Origin of the sequence: Acaryochloris marina S15, from assembly GCF_018336915.1 — a bacterium.
Taxonomy (GTDB): Bacteria; Cyanobacteriota; Cyanobacteriia; order Thermosynechococcales; family Thermosynechococcaceae; genus Acaryochloris; species Acaryochloris marina_A.
Genome location: NZ_CP064926.1, coordinates 87880 through 109024 on the forward strand (window position 1 = coordinate 87880; position 21145 = coordinate 109024).

Annotated in this window: 19 protein-coding genes and 3 pseudogenes; 10 read left to right on the forward strand and 12 right to left on the reverse strand. The window is 44.8% G+C overall.

The genetic code is table 11. The features are described from left to right. Positions 1 to 495 precede the first annotated feature (495 nt). Complete coding sequence (locus I1H34_RS30205) at positions 496 to 738, forward strand: hypothetical protein (protein ID WP_212666998.1); 243 nt, start codon at positions 496 to 498, stop codon at positions 736 to 738. Positions 739 to 869: 131 nt separating this feature from the next. Here I1H34_RS30205 and I1H34_RS30210 read toward each other — a convergent pair whose 3' ends face one another. Both I1H34_RS30210 and I1H34_RS33195 read right to left on the reverse strand, forming a co-directional pair. Beyond that, entirely contained in the window at positions 870 to 1388 is a 519-nt protein-coding gene (locus I1H34_RS30210) for a universal stress protein (protein ID WP_212666999.1), read from the reverse strand. A 147-nt stretch (positions 1389 to 1535) separates the two neighbouring features. Beyond that, positions 1536 to 1619, reverse strand: a complete 84-nt coding sequence (locus I1H34_RS33195) for an integrase (RefSeq protein ID WP_396124667.1) — start codon at positions 1617 to 1619, stop codon at positions 1536 to 1538. On the opposite strand from I1H34_RS33195, the gene I1H34_RS30215 reads away from it, so the two are divergent. From I1H34_RS30215 to I1H34_RS30240, 6 genes and pseudogenes are all read left to right on the forward strand, one after another. After that, complete coding sequence (locus I1H34_RS30215) at positions 1584 to 1766, forward strand: hypothetical protein (RefSeq protein WP_212667000.1); 183 nt, start codon at positions 1584 to 1586, stop codon at positions 1764 to 1766. The two genes, I1H34_RS33195 and I1H34_RS30215, sit on opposite strands and share 36 nt — an antisense overlap. 161 nt (positions 1767 to 1927) lie before the next feature. Continuing rightward, a complete protein-coding gene (locus I1H34_RS30220) occupies positions 1928 to 2173 on the forward strand; it encodes a thioredoxin family protein (protein ID WP_212667001.1) in 246 nt (81 codons plus the stop codon). 381 nt (positions 2174 to 2554) lie between these two features. Next, complete coding sequence (locus I1H34_RS30225) at positions 2555 to 2893, forward strand: DUF1816 domain-containing protein (RefSeq protein ID WP_212667002.1); 339 nt, start codon at positions 2555 to 2557, stop codon at positions 2891 to 2893. A 136-nt stretch (positions 2894 to 3029) separates the two neighbouring features. Continuing rightward, on the forward strand, positions 3030 to 3293 hold the full coding sequence (locus I1H34_RS30230) for a co-chaperone GroES (protein ID WP_212667003.1): 264 nt from the start codon (positions 3030 to 3032) through the stop codon (positions 3291 to 3293). A 64-nt stretch (positions 3294 to 3357) separates the two neighbouring features. Then, positions 3358 to 4641 (forward strand): IS256 family transposase, encoded by a 1284-nt coding sequence (locus I1H34_RS30235; protein ID WP_212661567.1) that lies wholly within the window; start codon positions 3358 to 3360, stop codon positions 4639 to 4641. A 111-nt stretch (positions 4642 to 4752) separates the two neighbouring features. Next, positions 4753 to 5055 (forward strand): annotated as a pseudogene (locus I1H34_RS30240) (TCP-1/cpn60 chaperonin family protein); the annotation flags it as partial. Between the two features lie 23 nt (positions 5056 to 5078). Here I1H34_RS30240 and I1H34_RS30245 read toward each other — a convergent pair. Continuing rightward, entirely contained in the window at positions 5079 to 6407 is a 1329-nt protein-coding gene (locus I1H34_RS30245) for an ISNCY family transposase (protein ID WP_212661733.1), read from the reverse strand. Between the two features lie 80 nt (positions 6408 to 6487). On the opposite strand from I1H34_RS30245, the pseudogene groL reads away from it, so the two are divergent. Next, positions 6488 to 7828: pseudogene (gene groL / locus I1H34_RS30250) on the forward strand (chaperonin GroEL); the annotation flags it as partial. Between the two features lie 53 nt (positions 7829 to 7881). Here the strand turns inward: groL and I1H34_RS30255 are convergent. From I1H34_RS30255 to I1H34_RS30290, 8 genes and pseudogenes are all read right to left on the reverse strand, one after another. Continuing rightward, entirely contained in the window at positions 7882 to 8763 is an 882-nt protein-coding gene (locus tag I1H34_RS30255; RefSeq protein WP_212667004.1) for a polysaccharide deacetylase family protein, read from the reverse strand. A 275-nt stretch (positions 8764 to 9038) separates the two neighbouring features. Beyond that, on the reverse strand, positions 9039 to 9293 hold the full coding sequence (locus I1H34_RS30260) for a DUF1816 domain-containing protein (RefSeq protein WP_212667005.1): 255 nt from the start codon (positions 9291 to 9293) through the stop codon (positions 9039 to 9041). A 418-nt stretch (positions 9294 to 9711) separates the two neighbouring features. Continuing rightward, complete coding sequence (locus I1H34_RS30265) at positions 9712 to 10062, reverse strand: hypothetical protein (RefSeq protein ID WP_212667006.1); 351 nt, start codon at positions 10060 to 10062, stop codon at positions 9712 to 9714. Between the two features lie 210 nt (positions 10063 to 10272). Continuing rightward, positions 10273 to 10783, reverse strand: a pseudogene (locus I1H34_RS30270) (Rpn family recombination-promoting nuclease/putative transposase); the annotation flags it as partial. A gap of 259 nt (positions 10784 to 11042) precedes the next feature. Beyond that, complete coding sequence (gene ltrA / locus I1H34_RS30275; RefSeq protein ID WP_212667007.1) at positions 11043 to 12719, reverse strand: group II intron reverse transcriptase/maturase; 1677 nt, start codon at positions 12717 to 12719, stop codon at positions 11043 to 11045. A gap of 743 nt (positions 12720 to 13462) precedes the next feature. Continuing rightward, positions 13463 to 14326 (reverse strand): Rpn family recombination-promoting nuclease/putative transposase, encoded by an 864-nt coding sequence (locus I1H34_RS30280; RefSeq protein ID WP_212667008.1) that lies wholly within the window; start codon positions 14324 to 14326, stop codon positions 13463 to 13465. 100 nt (positions 14327 to 14426) lie between these two features. Continuing rightward, positions 14427 to 16097, reverse strand: a complete 1671-nt coding sequence (locus tag I1H34_RS30285) for a DNA repair helicase XPB (protein WP_212667009.1) — start codon at positions 16095 to 16097, stop codon at positions 14427 to 14429. A 3-nt stretch (positions 16098 to 16100) separates the two neighbouring features. After that, on the reverse strand, positions 16101 to 17969 hold the full coding sequence (locus I1H34_RS30290; protein WP_212667010.1) for a hypothetical protein: 1869 nt from the start codon (positions 17967 to 17969) through the stop codon (positions 16101 to 16103). A 539-nt stretch (positions 17970 to 18508) separates the two neighbouring features. Here I1H34_RS30290 and I1H34_RS30295 point away from each other — a divergent pair. Both I1H34_RS30295 and I1H34_RS30300 read left to right on the forward strand, forming a co-directional pair. Further along, positions 18509 to 20188 (forward strand): ATP-binding protein, encoded by a 1680-nt coding sequence (locus tag I1H34_RS30295; protein WP_212667011.1) that lies wholly within the window; start codon positions 18509 to 18511, stop codon positions 20186 to 20188. 47 nt (positions 20189 to 20235) lie between these two features. Beyond that, the gene (locus tag I1H34_RS30300; RefSeq protein ID WP_212667012.1) at positions 20236 to 20610 is read left to right on the forward strand and encodes a response regulator; all 375 of its coding nucleotides are present in this window, start codon (positions 20236 to 20238) and stop codon (positions 20608 to 20610) included. 142 nt (positions 20611 to 20752) lie between these two features. Here the strand turns inward: I1H34_RS30300 and I1H34_RS30305 are convergent, their stop codons facing one another. Further along, the gene (locus tag I1H34_RS30305; RefSeq protein ID WP_212667013.1) at positions 20753 to 21139 is read right to left on the reverse strand and encodes a response regulator; all 387 of its coding nucleotides are present in this window, start codon (positions 21137 to 21139) and stop codon (positions 20753 to 20755) included. Positions 21140 to 21145: the final 6 nt, after the last annotated feature.

A 21145-nucleotide genomic window follows, 5' to 3' on the forward strand; every position in this document is an offset into this window, starting at 1 on the left:
TTTTCCTCAATACAGGAGCCAGGACATGCCAAGCAGCAAGCGTTTTTCTTCTCTTGAAGGGAGTTTTAGCCTTGCCCCCAGAATGTTATCAAATCGTTGTCATAACTCATTCAGCCCAAGTCAAAATTGAGCATCTAGATAATACATAGATGAAAATCAATTATAAATTGATTGAAAGTTTATAAAAATCTATTTAGAATTGAAGTATTGGCAGCAAGCAAAGTGATTGCAGTATCGCTGACATCAAGCACAATGAAGGCTAGAAGCCATACATTTATGGCGTTAGCAAACCCACTTCGGAGGCAACTATGGAAGGCTACACCTTAATTTGGTTCTTGATTTGGCAGTCTCTCTACTTTTCAATGTTCCTGCATTTCTTCCTTAGCGATGCTTTGAAAGAAACCGAATAATGCCGTGGGAAACTTTGATAAAGCAGTACATAAATACCTAAGTGGCATTCACTAGACCATCTTTACTCATCCATTCCATATCTCTATGGCCGATCAAGAAAAATACTCGATTGACCTCTCCCGAAATACTGAAGAGACTTTAAACCACTCCAACAGCGATGCTAAAAAGATGCGGGCTATAGCTGCAACAACAAGGATTCAAGCTCGACAGCAAGCGGCACAGATAAAAATCGAAGCTAGACAGTACGCAGAACTAGATGCACAACTGAGGGCTGAGATTGAGAAGATTCTACCAGAGTATCAGTACGTGCCCGATCAGGCTAGTTAGCTTCAAGATCGGACAGCCGAAGATTCTCAAAGGTCAGCTTTGCGCCTATCATCGCAGTAATGCTCACAGCCTTCCGGGTATCCTGGTACGAGGATTCACCGCACAGTTTAGTGCAACTGCCAACAGCCCAATCAAATAGACTTGCTTGAAACGACACCTTTCCCTTGAACCACTAACACTGAACAATGGGCATGGTGAACTACATAATTGCTAACACTTCCCAGGAAAAATTCCGTTAACCCTGTGCGACCATGACGCCCCACAATAATTAGATCAGCCTGCCATATCTGAGCAAGATTGCAAACTTGATTCTCTGGGGTTCCCATTATGGCCTCAAAGGTTGCCTTCACTCCCTGTTGTTCTGCTTTTCGGCAATACTCTTGCAACCATAGTTTTGTTTCTGCAAGTCGAGCGCTCCAAGTTTGCTTCGTAATTTGAAAATCATCCGCAGATGGGGAAAGTACACTAGCGCCAACGGGTATCCCTACTATCGGAGCTGCTGAGGTGCCTGAAGGATTAACCTCTACTTCTATGCAGTGTAGGAACATCAACTCAGCCTGATGGAGCTTAGCCGTTTCTAATGCCCGCTCATACACAATAAACTGTAAGGACGAAGCATCCATTGCAACAAAAATGCGCTCATATCCCATGAGTATTCCTTCCTTTGATCCAAACTATAGTTGATGAGATTTCTTATGCTCTTGAAACGAAACTGAAGAGTGAGCGCGCATGTTCTAGCCCTTCAACCCTATCAGTATTCCGCTAAAAAGCACCAACTTCGCTATAGCCCCCTCAAGCTATTCATCGGTGACCTCTAGATACCCCGACAACGCCGCCAGCGTTCGATGCCCCGATATCCGCTGAATGTGTTTCGTCGGCATCCCAGTGTTGTGCATCCAGGTCAGAGCTGTACGCCTAAGCTATGGGTACTGAAGCCCTCCAATCCCACCCGAGCAAAGGTTTGCCTCAATATACGATCTGCTGAATTCACCTTATCCATCGGCATGTCCATGAATGGGCGCAGATAAGGTGATTTTTAAGAGACCCCAGAATCCGTTAGAACGAGCTACATTCTGAGGCTCCTCACAAAACCCTCAAGTCTTTCTTTTAGCTTATCCCTGAGGGCTAGTCGAGGTTGAACGCCACGAGATGTTCAACGAGATCTAAATCAATGGAGGCGCTTACGACCATGGGTAAGATCAAAGTCGAGATTTTAGGCAAAGGCTGCAAAAAATGTAAGCAATTAGAAGCCAACGCTCAAGAGGCACTCGCTGCTCTTCGCTTAGATGGTGATTTTTCTCATATCACAGACACCATGGAAATTATTAATCATGGTGTGATGCAAACGCCAGCTCTCGTTATCGGTGGCAAAGTTCTTAGCCAAGGGAAAGTCATAGAGCCAGACAAAATTCAAGCCTTGATTCAGGTTGCATAGACTCTGTGAGGTATCACTATGCATTTTTGGAAAGCGGAATGGAAGCCACTTTCACTAATTGTGGCTGGTTTTCTGGTGTGCTTCTATCTACCAGTTGAGGCGATTCAGAATTCTGCTCGGTTGAGAAATGCATTTTTTGAAGCCCTGTATTTGGTCCGTTGGGTATGGTTCAACCAAGAGTAACACTTTTGGTTTTACGCTAGACCGGAAGAGTATTGACAAGAAAGGGATATGGAGTTTTGAACTGCAAGAGAGATGTTCTATTAGCCTTCTGGTACTTGAACCACGGCATCAAAACTGAGAAATCTTCACACAATACTCAGGTTCGACCTCTAGTCTTAATCTTGAGAGTAAAAGATCCCCACTGACTGGAGTATTCAAGTGATTAAAAAAATAATCCCAAGTAGCTTCAATACCAGAGCGTCAAAAGCTTCTGATAAGAATGATGGTTTATGTGCTGGCTGGTGGTTAGAGGTTGGCACTGCCAATCCTCCTTGCCTAAATTTCTATGGGCCTTTTGAAGATAAAGCTAAGGCTGAGACCGCAGAACTAGACTTTGTTAGAAAATCTAGAAAGACATCCCCAATTATTTTCACTGACAGTAAGTTTTGCCAGCCACGACAACGCACACTTACAGAGAAAGACTTCACCATTCAAGACTTGGAAGCTTGTCCTCCCACCTTTTTTGAAACCTTGCTGACTGGTCCTCGCATTTATTGACAATCCGAATCTCTATAGCCCTTGCTTGATAGTGATTTTAAGGTTTAGATTCAACCCAAAAGTATAGTCTTGGGTTGAACCATACCGTTTCGCTCAATGAGTTAGTGTACCGATCAATTTTGTAGAGGATTAGGATATGACCACTCTGGCTCTCAATGTTTCTACTGTCAGTCCCCTAGGAGACCGCGTCTTTCTGAAAGTGAGTAAAGCTGAAGAGAAGACCGCAGGTGGAATTTTGATGCCTGACATAGCACGTGAAAAACCTCAAATTGGAGAGGTGGTCAGCGTTGGCCTAGGGAAACGGCAGGACGATGGTTCCAATATACCCATGGATATTCAGAAGGGCGACCAAGTCCTTTATTCCAAATTCTCTGGCACTGATATCAAGTTAGTGTCTTGATTTATTCGCCATGAGCTGGAATAGCTGAAATGCTCTGATAATAGAGAATTCGGAGCACTCCTTGATGAACATTTCCCAACGTGAGCAGCAGATTATCCGTATCCAGTCTCAAAGTTCATATGCCTCTATTAACAAAGCTTTAGAAGCAACCCTGCGCCTTGAGGCTAACCGAGTTACCCAGATAGCAGTAGAGTCAGCACTAGACGAAGAAGTCCAAGCTTATCTATCAGAGCTTCAAGGGACTCGCCCTCGACGTTCAGGCTATTATCAGCGGGTTCTTGATACCCAGTACGGCAGGATTGCTCAACTATCTGTCCCGAAACTACGGAAAGGGAATGCAGACCGAGAGTGGAAGATTCTAGAGCGTTACCAACGAGCCCTCGGTAGCCTTCTAGAGTTTTGCCTGGGCTTGTATGTCATGGGTTTATCGCTTCGAGACTTGCAAGAAGCTCTCTATGAGATCCTGGGAGCAGTTTTATCCGTGAATGCCATTAACCGGATTACTCTCAAAGCTCAGAAGCAAATGCTCCAAAGTCGTCAAACTCGTCTTGAGAAAACCCCTTTTATTCTGATTGTTGATGGAGTGTGGGCGAGTGTTCAATGCGCCTCCGAAGACTTTTGGGAAGACCAAGCTGGACATATCCGGAAGCTACGTCGTGCGGAAGACCGAGTCATCTTAGTGGCCATGGCGATATGGCCAGATGGGACACAAACCGTTCTTCATTACGAAATGGCTGTCCAAGAATCTGAGGCAGCCTGGCTACTGTTCTTTGAGCACCTGCGGCACCGAGGATTGCAAACCCATTTGGTGAAGCTGATTGTCAGTGATGGCACCACTGGACTACCTAAGGTAATTCGCGCTCTGTTTCCCCTCGCACAACATCAACGATGCATTACCCACAAGGTTCGAGCGATGCTCCGGCATTTGGGCTATGAGCAATTGCCACACCTGGATGCTCAAGGACAAGAACTCTCCCACTCTGAAGCAAAGAAGCTGCGATATTCACAAATTAAACACGATGCCTATGCTATCTATAAAGCGCCAGACTGGGAAGAAGCGATTGTGACGTTGCTCGTGTTTGCACAGAAATGGACAGACCTTGAACCCGATGCTGTTAGAACCTTCATCAAAGATTTTGCCCTGACCTTGAGTTTCTATGATTTTGATGAATCCCTTCATTCGCTGATTCGTACTTCCAATGCGCTAGAAAGGCTGTTCCGGAAATTCCGAACCAAGGCTGACGAAATTGGTGCTTTCCCAAATGAGGAGAGCTGTTTAGCGATTTTCTTTCTCGTCTCTCGTAGGGATCATGCCAAGCATGATCGCCTCAAAAACCGTGGCGAATAAATAGGGACACTAACGATATCAAGCTGGGTAATGAAGACTATGTCTTAGTCGGGGAGCAAGATCTACTTGCAGTGATTGGTTAGAGGGTTAAATCATTAGAGGTGAGCCATAATGGCTAAGTCAATTCTGTATGATATTGATGCCCGTCATGCCTTAGAGCAAGGAATTAACCTACTTGCTAAAGCTGTTGCAGTGACATTAGGGCCAAGAGGGCGCAATATCGTTCTGGGAAGTGAATTTGGTGTCCCTCAAATTATCAATGATGGCATCACCATTGCTAAGGGAATTGAACTAGAAAGCCATCTAGCCAATACCGGGGTTTCATTATTACGCCAAGTTGCAGCCAAAACTAATGATGTTGCAGGAGATGGCACTACTACAGCAATTGTTTTAAGTCATGCCATGGTCAAAGAAGCAGCAATTGTAAATTCAATATTTCATGAGGTATCGGCTGCTATTCGAGGCTCTGGATCATCCAACATAAACTGGAGCAAATGCTCCCAACTCTCAAAGAGCAAGTATTTGGTCAAAGTCTGAATATCGTGAAAAAAGCCTTGTCGGGTTCCCCGTTGCTTTCGCATGCGTTGATAAGTGGAGTCCACCAAGTGCAAGACGGTATGAAATAAGAATGCCAACAGGTTGAGTACCAATAGCACAGCAGCAAGGTTCTTCTGACCATGACCAAAATTATGTTCTAAGTGATAGCCCTTGGTTTTGAGGACATTGTGTCCTTCATTCTCCGCTTTCCATCGGGCACGTCCAGCACTGACAATCTCGGCCACACTTTGGTCATTGATGAAATGGTGAGTAATGAACGCGTTGTGATACATAGTCTTTCCATCAGCAGCACGAGTAACAGAGACTTCGCACCAGTTGACCATCACTGCTGGTAGCTCCTCACGCAGGGGGATGCGATTGTAATAGCGATACTGACAAATTTCATGATAGCGACCGTTCCAGCCCCGAGTCTCTAGATGCTCAACATCTCCAATACCTTCTAAATACTCTACCCATTCATATAGCTCTGGATGGGAGGAGGGCAAACAGACAAAAATGAAGTTCAACTCATCCTCTAAACAAGTCTCCACCATCGGTTGACGGCTATAGAGGTCATCGCCAAGAACCGTAATCTTGGCTCCGTCAAACCCTTGAGCATGCCCCTTGATCCACCGTTTGGCCGCAGCGGTTTCACTATCCTGTTTCTCCGCACCATCTTGAGGACGAATGAACTCTGGGGCCAGAGAAATGACATGTTCAATTTCCGGACAAACGAGGACGGGCAACACGGCGGTGTGCGTATAGGTGACACTCCCATCCCGATGGGTTTTGGTAGAACACTGATCGCAACAAATCCGGTTTGAGGAAAAATACTCGCTGCCGTCTAGCCCTACCAACAGGTGTCCACCTAGAACCTTATATTGCTCTAGATAACCTCGTCGTAGGAGAACGCTATAAATTTGATAAAAAATGGGAAACAGAAGACGAAATGCGATCAAGTCCAAAACATTCTTGATTTGGTTGCTCGTGGGGAGTTCTGTTAACTCAAAGAGGGCTTGGGCGTTGTCACGACCATGACGACTATGAACATGGCGTTGGTACTCCAGAAACGAAGGACATTGCATAAAGAAGACAGCAAATGCGCCTAATACAATATCTTTGAGACTAAATTTGGTGCCATTACTGGGTTGACGTGGATCATCGAGGTGCTCAATGAGCTGATGTAGCCAGTGCAGTAAGAGAGGGAAATTTAGAACACCTTCATTCATCGTCTGGGGCTCTGCAAGTGTATGAATACATCCTCAACGACTACAACCTAGCTTGCCAAAATTTTGAATTTACAATTGCTGTCAAAGAAGGGTTGCGGAATGTTACCGCTGGTGCCAATCCGATCTCAATCCGGCGAGGTATCGATAAAGCCACTCATTTTATGTTGGGTCAGATCGCAGAGCATGCTCTACCCGTGCAAAATTCCACCGCTATCACGCAAGTAGCAACCATTGCAGCAGGAAACGACGAAACCGTTGGTCAAATGATTGCAGAAGCGATGGCCAAAGTGGGTCAGAAAGGGGTAATTACCTTAAAAGAAGGTAAGTCGATGCATACCGAAATCGAAATTACTGAGGGAATGCAGTTTGATAAGGGCTATATCTCACCCCACTTTGTCACGGATGCCGAACGAATGGAGGTCATCCTTGAGGATATCTACATTCTACTAGCAGATAAAAAGATCACGTTGGCCCAAGAGCTACTTCCGATTCTGGAGAAAGTCTCTCAGACGGGCAAACCCTTCTTAATCATTGCAGAAGACATCGAAAAGGCAGCCCTAGCAACACTTGTTCTTAATCGGCTGCGGGGGGTTATCAATGTATCTGCAGTCAAGTCTCCTGGATTCGGAGATCGCCGCAACGATCTATTGGCTGATATGGCAGTGTTAACCGGAGGCCAGGTAATCAGCGAAGATGTAGGTCTGACGCTAGAAAACACTACGTTGGAGATGTTGGGGCAGGCACGACGGGTAACGATCACAAAAGATAATACTACCCTCGTTGCCGAAGGGAATGAGGGTAGTATTGAAGCCCGGTGTGAACAGATTCATCGTCAGATCGAGGAAACAGAAGCAACCTTTGAAAAAGAGAAACTGCAAGAGCGTCTAGCGAAACTCACTGGGGGAGTAGCTGTACTCAAGGTCGGAGCTGCTACAGAAACAGAGATGAAGGATCGTAAGTTGAAATTGGAAGATGCGATTAACGCTACCAAGGCGGCGGTTGAGGAAGGGATTGTACCAGGTGGGGGGACAACTCTAGCCCATCTCGTACCCCAACTAGAGGAATGGTCTGCTGAGCATTTAGTTGGAGATGAACTCATTGGGGCAATGATTGTAACTCGTTCTCTCTCAGCTCCCCTAAGGCAGATTGTGGAGAATGCGGGTCGAAATGGCTCGGTGATTGCAGAACGTATCAAGGATCTGGCCTTCAATACTGGCTATGACGCTATAGCAGGCGAGTTTGTAGATATGTTTGCAGCGGGGATTGTAGATCCCGCTAAGGTGACTCGTGCTGCGTTGCGAAATGCAGCTTCAATTGCCGGGATGGTACTGACAACTGAGTGCATCATAGCGGAGCAACCTGAGCCAAAAACAAAAGACTTGGCACATACAGGTGGAGAAGATGGAAGCTTTGGTATGTAATCCTCGTCCACGATGGACTTGACGCATGCTTGAGATATGGAAGGTTGGATATTCTACTGTACCTTCATTTCCTGGCCTGCTGACATCTCTAACAGTTGAGGGATAGTGACGAGTTGATATCCTTGCTGCCTCAATTGGGTGATGATTTGAGGAAGGGCTTTAATGGTCAACTCCCGATCGCCACCGCCGTCATGCATCAATATGATCCCACCTGATGTAGCGTTCTGGAGTATATTTTGCACGGCTTCATCAACCGTCCCATGATAGATATCATCTACACTCCACAAAATAGTGACTTGCTGTTGAGCCTGAGCTTCGGCTACTAAACCATTGTTGAGAAAACCACCGGGTGGGCGGAAGAGAGATGTTTTGACCCCGGTGTACTTTTCAATCGCTTTTGCTGTCCGCTGAATCTCACGCTGGGCTAATGCAGGACTGTGGTTGTGGTAGCCATGACTCCAGGTATGATTACCAATAGCATGACCCTCTAACGCGACTCGTTGGAGTAAGTCTGAGTATTGAGGAATATTGCTACCTAAGACAAAAAACGTCGCTTGGACATTATATTCTTGAAGAATATCTAACACTTTGGATGTTGTTTTTGGCCAAGGTCCATCATCAAAGGTGAGTGCGATCGCTTTTTGATGCGGTTGAAGTGTCACCCTATTGATCGTTCGACCTTGAAACTGTTCAGGGAATTGATAAGAATGACGTTGTTTGAGATCGATTGAAGGTTGACCAGACTCAGATTTGGTCTGTACTAGGGGCGAATTAGCATTCTCTGCACTGACATTCTGGGAAAAATCAGTCACAAAAAATTGACTCGGATTAGTCTGGACAACAAGTGAGATAGTGATGCCCAAAAATAACCCTGCCACTACCAACCATGAATACTGTTGACTGGTAAAACGACTGCTTAATTTTTCCTGTAGCATTACTTGCTCAACTAAAAACCCTTAAATAAGCTCATCAGACTGAACCGGAAAAGCAGAAAGTCAAAGTTCAATGTGCCTGGTCTTTCATTTAGAATTCAATGATTCTGAAAATCAGCTTACCGATGATTTTTGTTTTACTTGCATCAATATGAAAAGTAATGGCCAACTCAACCCCTCCTTTGTATCCCCCAAAAACTTCCGGTTCATCCGCAGATTATCGAGTACCTTAATAAAGATCTTGAAGTCCAGATACTCCAGGATTTTGGGCAGGGTCACTACGAGAACTCTTTCTCATGACAGTTGGTCAAATGGGTTGGGTGACAACGTTGAATATGAGTGACTATATTCTGAGCATGTTCAGATTCTAAATCCTCAACATATCCAAGCAAAGCCACTGCTGCTTCTTGATAACTTAGAAATGGGCCAAAAAAGTACGTGCATATCGGGGATAGCGTTTTGACCTCAACCCACCAGGCTAAACCCAAGTGATTTATGAGTTCAGCCATGTAAATCAATAAAGCATTCATCATACTTCTGAAGTTGTAATTTACAAATTACTTTTGAACATTCATTTGTAAATACTAGAAGAAAAACTTGAGAACACTGTGAAGTTCCAAGGGGCGCTTTCGGGGGATGTTGGAGGGTATGCCTCAGGAAAAAGAGACGGGATCATTATCCCGTCCCTTTTCAAAAAAAGTACATTGACTTTACCTTACATAGAGACGCTATATCCAGACCAAGCAGAATGGTCCCTAGTGGTCATAAGTCGGTGTAAAGATCTAGCTTCGTCATAAGAACGATAAGCCAAGAGCTTCGTGTTAGCGTTACCCTTTGCTGGCATCAGGATACAGGTATTGGGAAGTGTGTGAAATGAACACGCCGATACTAGAACACTTCCTAACTAGGAGCCTGAATCGATTAAGGAAGCTGTTTGAGACAGACTGATCTTTACACCGACTTATGAACTTTTCTTGTCAATTGTGTCTTTAATTCGATGATCTGTTGGCTCAGCTCAGCTAGCTGGGCCTGATTTCTTGTCTCTTCAATCAAAGAGCCAGTTTTCTCGCTGCTAGCCTCTACCTCTCCTGTTGGAGTGTCAATAGCCCCATCCGTTGACTGTTCCAAAGTAGCTTGATCACCGTCTTTATGCTGAGGTGGCTCCTCAGTCTCACTAACTTGCTCAATTCCTGACTCAGCCTTTTCATTGATGACTTTTTCATCGAGTTTCTCATCCATATCTGTGGAAGAAAGAGTGTCGGCTATTTGAACCTCTTCGCTTATGTTGACGTGGTCGTTCATAGATCTTGATTCTCCATACATTCGAGATTTTTGCAGATGTTGTTCATATGAACTTACTTAGGAGCATGAGAGGTCTTTTAGCTCTTCAGGACTTACAGTAACGGAAGCGTAACAGATCCCTAGTCTATGCTGAGTAATTATCTATTTTCTGGCAAATTCCTGTAATTTTTTGACTGAATGATCTTAGGCTAGGGATCTGTTACGCTTCCTCTGCATCTTGGCCATCAAAGCAGAAGCCACTGGATTATTCTGTCTCAAGTAGTCCCGCCAATTCAATCGATTGAGTTGAATAGCTTGGAAATTGAACTGCAAGACCTGGAAGTCGGGAAAATCAACTTTGTAGCTACTTTCCGCTGCTTTACGAGGGCTGTCATAAGAGAATATAACTACTGGATAAATGGGCAGATCATGCTTCTCATGCAATCGTCCAAAGTAGTAGAACATTCGTTTCTCAAAGTCAGGCTGATCAGACGATTGCGGTTCGATGTGAAAGAGGAAATAGCTCTCCTGACCTCGAAACTGGATTTGAGCCAGAAGATCAATAATGCGCTTCTCTTCTAGCGCCAATACTGCTGTAGACCTCCTAGGACAAAAATATCACAGGTCCACGTTCAACATAGTCCAAGACTTGAGGCAAAAACAATTCTAGGAATTCCCAAAAGAACGTTTCAATCAGTTCTTTAAACAAACCATCGTGGTCAATGGACCCTTGCTGTGTCACCCGCTTCTCCATCTATCACATTCGATTAGCTGCTTGAGTGTATCACCGAGTTTCTTCTCAATAAATTTGAGTCAAGCGGCCTACAGATCTGACAAAAGACCAGCCCGACCAAGACCACCAGCGAACACCAGCGAACACCAGAATCTCCAAAGTCAATCGGGGAAAGAATTCTAGAGACGAGCCTAGGGTAGTCATTTTTTGCCGGGTAGTCGGGGGGCAGCGAAGCCCCCAAACCCCCTCAGAACCGGACTTGCGACTTTCACCGCATCCGGCTCAAGCGGTCAAATAACTGGCGATTTCCATGTACTTGTTGGTGGCAATAAAAGTGTAGAAGCACCAGGTTTCCATAGGTGTCCTTTCCCCCTTGAGCTTTAGGAATCCTATGGTGAATATGTAGAGATTCCCCGTTATATAGGCTTTCTCTACAAATCGGACATATGTGTTTCTGATTATTTGCCACTTTTAGATAACTGGGATATTTCACCTTCCCTGCTTTGTTTCTCTTCTTCCAATACTCCCTTAATTCAGGATCATCAGGAGAAGATCTACCTTTAACCATGACGTGTCTTTTGATATTGAAACTATTCATTTTCAACATCGTATTGCCATTGGTTTTATCCATAAAGCTAGATGAGCTTTGTGGGTAAAGAGGGCTAATTCCCCAGTATTTCTCTCGCAACCATCCATAGGATTTATGGATGTGGGTTCTTCTTGCGAATCTATAACATCGATGATAGATAAACCTATCGAGCTTGTTAAAAATTTCGCTGCTGACTACGTGTCTATAGTAGTTACACCAACCCCTTATTTTAGGATTGATTTCAGCTATGAGAAGAACAACTTCCTTTCCTAGACAGGACTTGAAAATATCTCTAATTTGATTTCTAAATTTAGAGATATTAGATTTGGATGGTTTTATCAGTAGTTTATTTCCAGATTTTGAATTCTGGTCTTTATACTGCCTGATATTAAAGCCCAAGAAGTCAAATCCTTCCTCTATGTGTATAACTCTAGTCTTATCCTCGGAGAAAACTAGACTTCTGTACTTGAGGAATTCTTCTACCTCTTGTTTTGCTTTTTCGGCATCATTCTTAGACTGACAAAAGACCACAAAGTCATCAGCATATCTGACAAGTATTCGTGGTGTTCTGACTGAATTGCCTATTGGCTGTTTGACGCCTATCCAATCTTCCATTCCGTGAAGGGCAATATTAGCTAATAGTGGGCTAATTATGCCTCCCTGTGGTGTTCCTGCCTCTGTTGGATGAAAAATACCATCTTCCATGAACCCTGATTTTAGCCATTCTTTGATAAGTTTCCTGGCTGGAAAATTACCAATCTGACCCATTAGAAATCCATGATCGATTTCGTTGAAACACCCTTTTATATCTGCCTCCAAAATCCACTTTTTATTTCCGCTCGGCCGAGCAGTATTGAAGATTTTTTGGATGGCATCATGGGTGCTTCTTCCCGGTCGAAAACCATAGCTACATCCTTCAAACTTTGCTTCCCAAAATGGCTCCAATGCACTTTTAACGATTGCCTGAAGGCAGCGGTCAATTATGGATGGTATGCCTAATGGCCGCTTCTTACCATTTGATTTAGGAATATATATTCGTTTGGATGGTAGTGGTTTCCACGGTATAAACTTTCTCAGTATATCAACCAAACAGCTTCTGGCTTCTGGTGTTTTTACTAGGAGTTTATCTATTCCAGGTGTATTTTTCCCTTGGTTGATTTGAGTTACTCTTCTTACTGCTATTAGCGTATTGGAATAACTCTTCATTATCAACTTCTGGAGGCTGCGTACACGTTTCCAGTTATTCTTTTGAGAAGCCTTGAATATTCTCTGTCTTAAATTCCTAACAGTCCGATTGGCCTTACGCCAATTAATCGTATTCCAATCAGTTGTTCTTTGGCTTACGTTTGCTACCATTGGTAACACCTAACTTTTTGCTCAAAGTTCAGTCTTCTTACCTAGAATTTCAAGGTGACTACCTGTCTCACGTCAGCAGTCTTTCGACTTAAGCATTTCGCTCTATCCACTCGGTTATGATTTCCCGTTGCCTTTCGGCTAGTGGCCTTTGCTTCTTGAGACATCCTGTTCCCACTGAGGGGTTGGGCATCCCTCACGGTTTGCTTACTGGAAGAGAAGTACTCTCACAGACCTCATTGGGGTTTCCATGTTCCGCTAGAACAGGAGAACGGATGAGGTTAGGATTCCTTTATACTCCGGGGATTGGGTACCCCTACAAAAACGCTACACAGCTCGTTTTGCCCATTAATTCCCGCATAACCCTGTCAGCCATTTTGGGTTACCTAAAATTTCGGAGCCTCAACAAGGATTCACTTGTGTTATCCATACTCATCTTGCCCTAGCCCTTTACCCAGTTATGGCTATTAGTCAGGGGCATTTAACCTCTTCAGCTTCACACGCTGGACTTACATCTGGCGCATGTCCGAGGCGGACACCTGCCGTTGGGTACTGGCAGGGGATTCTCAGAAGGCCGGGAATCCACTCGTTCTAGCGACATCGTGTCGCGAAGTGTAAGTTTTAGTGTAATACAGATTTTGGTACAAAATCTGGAATTAAAACCACAGGTCTAATATAGTGATCTTGGACTTCATGCTCTGTGGTGCAAATTATTTCGTGTTTGGCTCAACATGCCGACTTGCCACCTAGGCTGAATTTTTCTGTAGCCAGTTCACTAAATCAGCAGATTCCGTAAAGTCGAGCAATGCTTCGCCCAATGCTTCGAGCTGATCGAGGGAGAGGGACTGGATTTGCGATCGCAACTCTGGGGAAACGTCACCAAGACGTCGGGTGAGTTGACGGAGGATAAGCGATTGTCCTTCTTCCTGCCGTCCTTCTTCACGTCCTTCTTCACGTCCTTCTTGGCGACCTTCTTGAAGAAATTCTTCTTTCCACTCTTGATAGATGACTGACTGTTGCATAATCTCTTTCCGCAGAACTTGATTAATGACGTCCCTCTCCAATGTTAACCCAGCTAGAATCCCAGTGGAGGCAGCCACATTACTTTGAACCCGTGTTTCTGAAACTACATCAATACGTTCAGCCACCTGTCGCAAGGTTTGAGCTTGATCTGGAGTATTGGTTAAAACAGCTAATGGAAGCAGCCCCGTCGATTCCAAGAAGAGTTGTGTTGGCTGCTCCCAGAGGCGTACGACCTCAAACTCATGGCGAGTTCTCGGAATCTCAAATGCTGTCTGGAAAACATAATCTGATTGGGATGGAGTCAAATAGATTACCACCTGCTTCATCTCTTTCTGGGGAAAGCGACGATAGACCCGCAAGCGATAATCAGCCATGCGATAAGGCATATTCGGATCGGGTTCCGTTTGAAATTCTAGATGAAGAATGTACTCTTCAGAAGCTAGCAATATCAATGCATCGGCTCGAATCGGCTCGAGGGACAGTTCTGAGGGACTGAGTTCAGTGAGAGGAATAGGTTCACCGAGTAGCCAAGAAGCGAAATCACTGGAAAAGCTTTCTGCAAGGAACTTACAGGTGGAATCAAACATGCAGGAATTATATCAGTCTCTGGAGGATGTTCTCTTTGGGCAGGCTGTCCTTAGCTAGACAAACCCGTCCAGCGCTCAGAGTTGAGAACATGACTTTAGCTCAGTCGATAATTTGAATCTGGTAGCTGTAACCTTGCTCCGTCAAAAATAATTGTCGATGTCGAGCAAAATCCTCTTCGCAGGTCTGTAATGAGACGAGACTATAAAACTGTGCAGGGTGACCATCTGCCTTGGGGCGGAGAATTCTGCCCAATCGCTGAGCTTCTTCCTGACGCGAACCATATTTACCTGAGACCTGAATTAAAACATCAGCATCGGGTAAGTCCAACGCAAAATTTCCTACTCTGGATAGTACGAGTCCCTGAAATTTCCCTTGGCGAAATTCTCCATAAAGCCGTTCCCGTTCCTTTTGAGCAGTTTTCCCAGTAATTAACGGCAAGTCTGTCAATTCAGCGATCGCTTGGAGCTGGGAAATATACTCACCAATAATCAAAATTCGATGCCCGCTCTCTTGCTGCAATAGCTCCTCTATGACCTTCAGCTTGCGTGGATTCTCCGCTGCGACCCGAAATTGCTGTCGGCGAGGAGTCAGGGCATATTCCATTTGCCGTTCTGGGTCTTGGCCAATCCTGATTTCAGTACATTCTGCAGTGGCGATAAAGCCTTGCCCTTCCAACTCTCGCCAAGGGACGTCATAGCGTTTAGGGCCGATCAGTGCAAACACATCCCCCTCACGGCCATCTTCACGGATTAGCGTTGCGGTTAGTCCCAAGCGGCGGCGAGCCTGTAACTCAGCCGTAACTCGAAAGATAGGAGCAGGGAGCAGATGGACTTCATCATAGATGACCAGTCCCCAAGCATGAGCATTAAACAGCTTAAAGTGTGGAAACTCAGATTCGGGTGAAGGTCGATAGGTGAGAATTTGGTAGGTTGCCAGGGTAACTGGGCCGGTTGATTTTTGCTCACCACTGTATTCAGCAATGGCATCTTCAGGCAGGTTAGTTTTATCTAATAACTCCCGCTGCCACTGGCGGACGGAGGTCAGATTGCTGGTAAGAATGAGGGTATGTTCTTGGACTGCAGCCATAACGGCCATCCCCACCATTGTTTTGCCCGCTCCACAGGGCAAAACAATCACCCCACTCCCACCTTGAGTACTTCCCGCTTGATAAAACATATCTGCAGCGTCTTGTTGATAGGGTCGCAGGTGAAACGATGAACCAGTTCGAGTTTGTTGGAGCAGCTGGAGCGATAAAGCCTCCCCATCCACGTATCCTGCAAGGTCCTCAGCTGGGTAGCCTGCTGTCAGCAAGGCTTGTTTCAGAAGTCCTCGATAACTGTAGTCAACCTGAAAGGAGCGGTTAGACTTTTGTACCCCTAACAGTGGAGAGACCTGCTCGTCTCTGCGTAAGAGTTCGACTAAAGGTAGGGTGGCAATCGTCAGCAACAACTGGAGCCCATCTTTTTCAATCACGGTTAATCCATACCGCTGTCCCAATGCCTCAATTTCTTGAGCCACGGCATCTGGCATGGGATATTTTGCATGCTGTTTGAGTGCTCCAATCATCTCTGATATGGGCATCCCAGCAGCCCGAGCATTCCAAATGCTGAGGGGGGTCAGTTGATAGGTATGGATATGTTCGGGGCTTTTGACTAATTCCGCAAAAGGGGAGATCGCTTCCCGAGCAGCATCAGCAGTGGGAGCATGCACCTCCAAGAGTACGGAGCGATCACTCTGAATGATTAAGGCATTTTCAGCAATGTAGGTCATCTTCTAGGAGAGGGAGATGCTATAACCGAGTTTTCGTAAAGCATTGCGAAATCTTGTCTCTGTGTCTGTGGGCACCACTAGATGACGGTCGCCTGCTAAAAAACAGAATTTCTTGGTACGGGAATCGTTGGCAATCAGGGTGGCAAGCATGGGGTCATTGCATTCAATCAGCCGAGCGGTCCCCTGATCGACTAAGCTCTGACTCCGAGTTTCTAAATCTGCTATAAACTGCTCGACCGTGTTCGGCAATGGATCTAGACTGCCTTTTTCCAGAAATTGCTGCAGGTCTTTGAGGCCATGGCCAGAGGCAAGAGAACTCAAGGCTTGCTCCCGATTCAGCTTCCAGACAACATCAGACTCCTGTTTGGCATACAGTTCTAACACTAGGGTCTCAGCACTAGTAAGGGGTTGACCCGTCACGATCACGTCTAGATTGGGTAGAACTCGGAGGGTTGATGCCACTGCCACAGCGGTAGGAATATATTGAGTAATTAATCCCAAACAGTAAGCCCCTAAAGCATTCACCCGAAAACAGACCAAACCGTCATATCGGCTCACAAACGCCAAGTTGTCTGCTCCCCAGTAATCATTCACCTCCTCCACTTCTCCGTCATACGGAGAAACATAACCGACATCAATGAGGCCAAGGGTAGCAGCATATTCCAACAAGAAGCACCGCAAATAGCATGACTGCAAAATGCTCCAGTTTGAACCAGCATCGTATAAGTCACCATAACCAGATTCAAGAAAGTAGAGGTTTTCTGGATTTCGACTCACAACAAAGGTCTGATGGGTCGCAATCATATACCGTCTAAAGTCTGATACATCGATCCATTCCATGACTGGACAACCCTGAAGGGCGGCCAAGATAACTGACCGGCGATTGGGTGGAGATGTCAATCCTCGTTTCCCTTTTCCGGTTTGGCCTTTAATTTGATCAATACGACGCAATTCATCAAACTGTCGAGTCTTGAGCCATTTTTTCCAGGCGATCTGAAGCGTTTTAGCCGGGTCTGTGCCTAATGCTTTTTGACCGGCAGGGGTGAGTTCTAATTTCTTGCCAGATAGAGAAGCAAGTCCAGTGGCTTGGACAATGAGGGGCCAAGCGAGAGATTTGATGGGGCCAATCGGGTGATTTTCCTGCCAGTCCTCAGTCGGGACAAATTCGTCATAATAGTCCCCACCTTGAAGGTGGGGTGATATTGTTTTGATCGTTGCAGCAGAGGGGAAGTAGGTCTTGTCACTCACGGCAACTTTACCCAGGTTGATCAGACGAAGGATGGCCAGAAGATCCTGATGGGCAACTCGTTCTGTTTCAACATGAGTAATCGGTAAATGCTCGGTGATAATTTGTTCGGTTCTAGATTGATAGTCATACAAGATTCGCTCCATCGCCCAAAGGGTGGGCTTTTCCTTTGATGTCTTTAGGGTTAACTTCTTAGGTTGAGGAACGAATTGTTGGAGTTCCAGATGGAGATCACCAGGGAGAGTTATACCCGGTTCAGAAGAATACCGATTGCTGGTATAGAAGAACAATCCTAAAGCGGAGGGAGTATGAAAGTACCCATATTTTCGCTCTCCCCAATGTGGATGGCTACCATACTTGGCCTCGAACGGAAGGGCTTGAAACTGACCATCTATTGAATAAGTCGCTTCTGCTACGGCAGCTTGCTGAACCGGGTCAAGTGTGTTCCAAATGGCTCTTAGCTTCTTCCCTTGCAGATGAGTTGCAATTTCTTTAACGAGGTCATTCTTCCGAGTCAATTTGTGACTTACAGGTAACAAATTGAGCAACTTTTTCAAATAGTCAACGTTACGCTGACTGAGTGCTTCGGTGACGGTTGAAAATTGCTCGTAGGAAGAATAGGCCATCGCTGTTAGTGCTTGGTCAAAGTGATAAGGGTAGGCTTGGTGTCTCTAGACTCCTCCATAGTTTGACAGTCAAACACCTAATACTACAAGGGAATTAAAGGCATGTTAGCTCAATAATCTGTAACGCTTCCAGATCAGGCAAACAGAACCACCAACAAACAGCTGATATTTCAGGTCAACTGGATAAAAACCCGAAATGAGTTGGCAGTTAAATCGTCTGTCTCTTCTTTTTCAGTTATTGATATCAGGTTTAATATAGCGATCTGACGTGAGTTGTGAGACTTATATTCAACCTAAATGGACACTGGTAAAGATTTCAGCCTCTCTACATCTCACGATTGATTTCAGATTGCTATAGTCAATATTTTTGGTCAGCTAGATAAAAACCCGAAACCAGTTGTAGGAGTATTCTAGAACTTGAACTATACCCAGCCACGTAAAGGCTTAGGCAGTCGCACCTCAATAACATTAATCTAATAGTAGGATAAGCTAATTTTTCACTCAAAGTCTCCTACAACTCTAAGAGTTCAGGAAATAAAATGAAAGAACTTGAAGAACAGCTTGCTCGTGCGAAACTCCTCGCATCAATAACTCAGCACATTCGTGAGTCCCTCAGCTTTGATGAGATTTTAACTACAACCGTTAATGAAGTTCGTGAAGTTTTTCAAGCAGATCGAGTACTCATTTTTCATCTCACCTCACAAGGATCTGGGGTAGTCATTAAGGAATCTGTGTTGCCAGAATACCCGGTGACATTAGAAATGCTATTTCTGGATGAATGTTTCCCTGAGGAGTGTTACGAGTTCTACTGTCAGGGTAACCCTCGCATTGTTTTAGATGTTTTCAAAGATGAGTGGGCTGACTGCCTGGCAGAGTTTATGGATCAGGTGGGAGTTAAAACGAAAATCGTTGCGCCCATTGTCCAACTGGATAACGATAACTTGCCGAGGGTATGGGGGCTGTTGATTGTCCATAGCTGTGCCTACTTTCGTCAATGGCAGGCCACGGATGCTGAATTACTACAAAGTATTAGTAATCAATTGGCGATTGCCCTGAAACAATCCGACCTTTACACCCAGCTTCAAACCCGTGAAACTCATCTGCGCAACATGTTCGAGAATGCGGTGAATGGGATGACTATGCTCACTATGAATGGGCATTTCATTCAAGTTAACCCTGCTCTATGTCAATTACTAGGGTATTCAAATTCAGAACTACTCCAATTACCAATTCAAGACCTGATCCAGCCACAAGAGCTCGACCGTTATCGCAATAGCGTTCAAGATTTAATTAAAGATCGGACCTCTAGTCTCCAATTTGAAAGCGAGTTAAACCATATATCAGGAAAGACTATATGGACCATTTGCAGTGCATCCCTTGTCCGCGATTCGGCAGGGAAGCCACTCTATTTTGTTGTACAAGTGGTAGATATTTCTGAACGTCGTGCCTTAGAGCAGATGAAAAGTGAGTTTATCTCTAGTGTTAGTCATGAGTTGCGTACTCCACTCACCTCTATTCATGGCTCCCTAGGACTACTAGTATCTGGGGCACTTGATGAGCAGCCCGAAGCCAGTAAGCAGATGATAGAGATTGCTGCTACGGAATCAGCGCGTTTGGTTCGCTTAGTTAGTGACATCCTAGATATAGAACGCCTTGAAACAAACAAAATCACGTTGCATCAACAGTGGTGTGATGCTACTTCTCTTCTACAAAGAGTGAGTGAAATCCTACGCCAGACTGCTGAAGACAACGATATCAGCCTTATCATTACACCCACTTCCACTCAAGTCTGGGCAGATGAAGATCGCATCATTCAAGTCCTAGTGAATCTTGTCAGCAATGCGATTAAATTCTCAAACCCTGGATCAACTGTAAGTCTGAGTGTTCCAGCTCAGAATGGCAATCCGATATTGCCATCACAAGGTAAACGACAAGATACACATTCAGATCCTCTCGATCAAGGTATTTCTGCTGCTTTACAGATCCTGTTTCAGGTCAAAGATCATGGCAAGGGTATTCCAGCAGATAAATTAGAAATCATTTTTGATCGATTTCAACAGGTTAATGGTTCTGATTCCCGTGAGCAAGGAGGTACAGGTCTAGGTTTAGCCATCTGTCAGAATATAGTGCAGCAACATGGCGGCATGATTTGGGTGGAAAGCGTATTAGGTCAAGGCAGTTCATTTTACTTTACGCTCCCTGCCTCTGAAAGCCAGTAGTATCAAGTTATCAGCAACTGAAGACTTACTTTAGGACGTAAGATTTAATGTCACAGAAACATATCCTCCTCATTGATGATGAAGAGCACATCAGAACAGTGGTTCAGGCTTGCTTGGTGAATTTAGGTGGATGGACTGTTTCAATAGCTGAGTCGGGTCCACAAGGATTAGTAATAGCTAAACAAGAGCATCCAGATGCAATATTGCTTGATTATATGATGCCGGAAATGGATGGGATAATGCTTCTTCGCGAATTGAGGCAGGACAAAACAATCCAATCTATTCCAGTGGTAATGCTAACCGCAAGAGCACAACTAAATGACCAATTGGAATATGCCGAGTTGGATGTTTTAGGCGTCATTAGCAAGCCTTTCGAACCCCAACTGTTAACGGCTCAGGTGGCTAATATGCTTGGTTGGTAATGATGAGAAGAAGATTAGCTTGGGAATTTATATAACTGCATCAACATAATTTTTTAGAGAAATATCTAATATGATTAAAGTGATCAAGATTGTTGCATTCATTTGTTATATTCTTATAAGTTAAACGCATTTTCATCTTCATTTAAGCCTCTTCTTTCCATCCCAGCATTGTCAGCATTGTAGGCACTAAGTCGCTAGGTTCAAAAGGCTTCGTAATTACCCCAGTAACTCCAATTTCTTTCCACTTTTGGGTCTCGCCCATTTTTGTTTTAGCAGTAACAAGAATAATGGGGATATTCTGCGTCTTTAATTGGGAATGTAACTGGTGTATGGTGGCAAAGCCATCCATGTCTGGCATCATCATATCAAGCAGAATAGCGTCAGGTTTCTCTGCTTGAGCAATTGTAATTCCCTCTAAACCTGAGGATGCTATTAAAACCTCCCAACTAGCAAAAGTTTTTAGGGTCAACTGGATCACCAACCGAATGATTTCATCATCATCGATCACTAAAATTTGCTTGGAGCCCATCTCCCT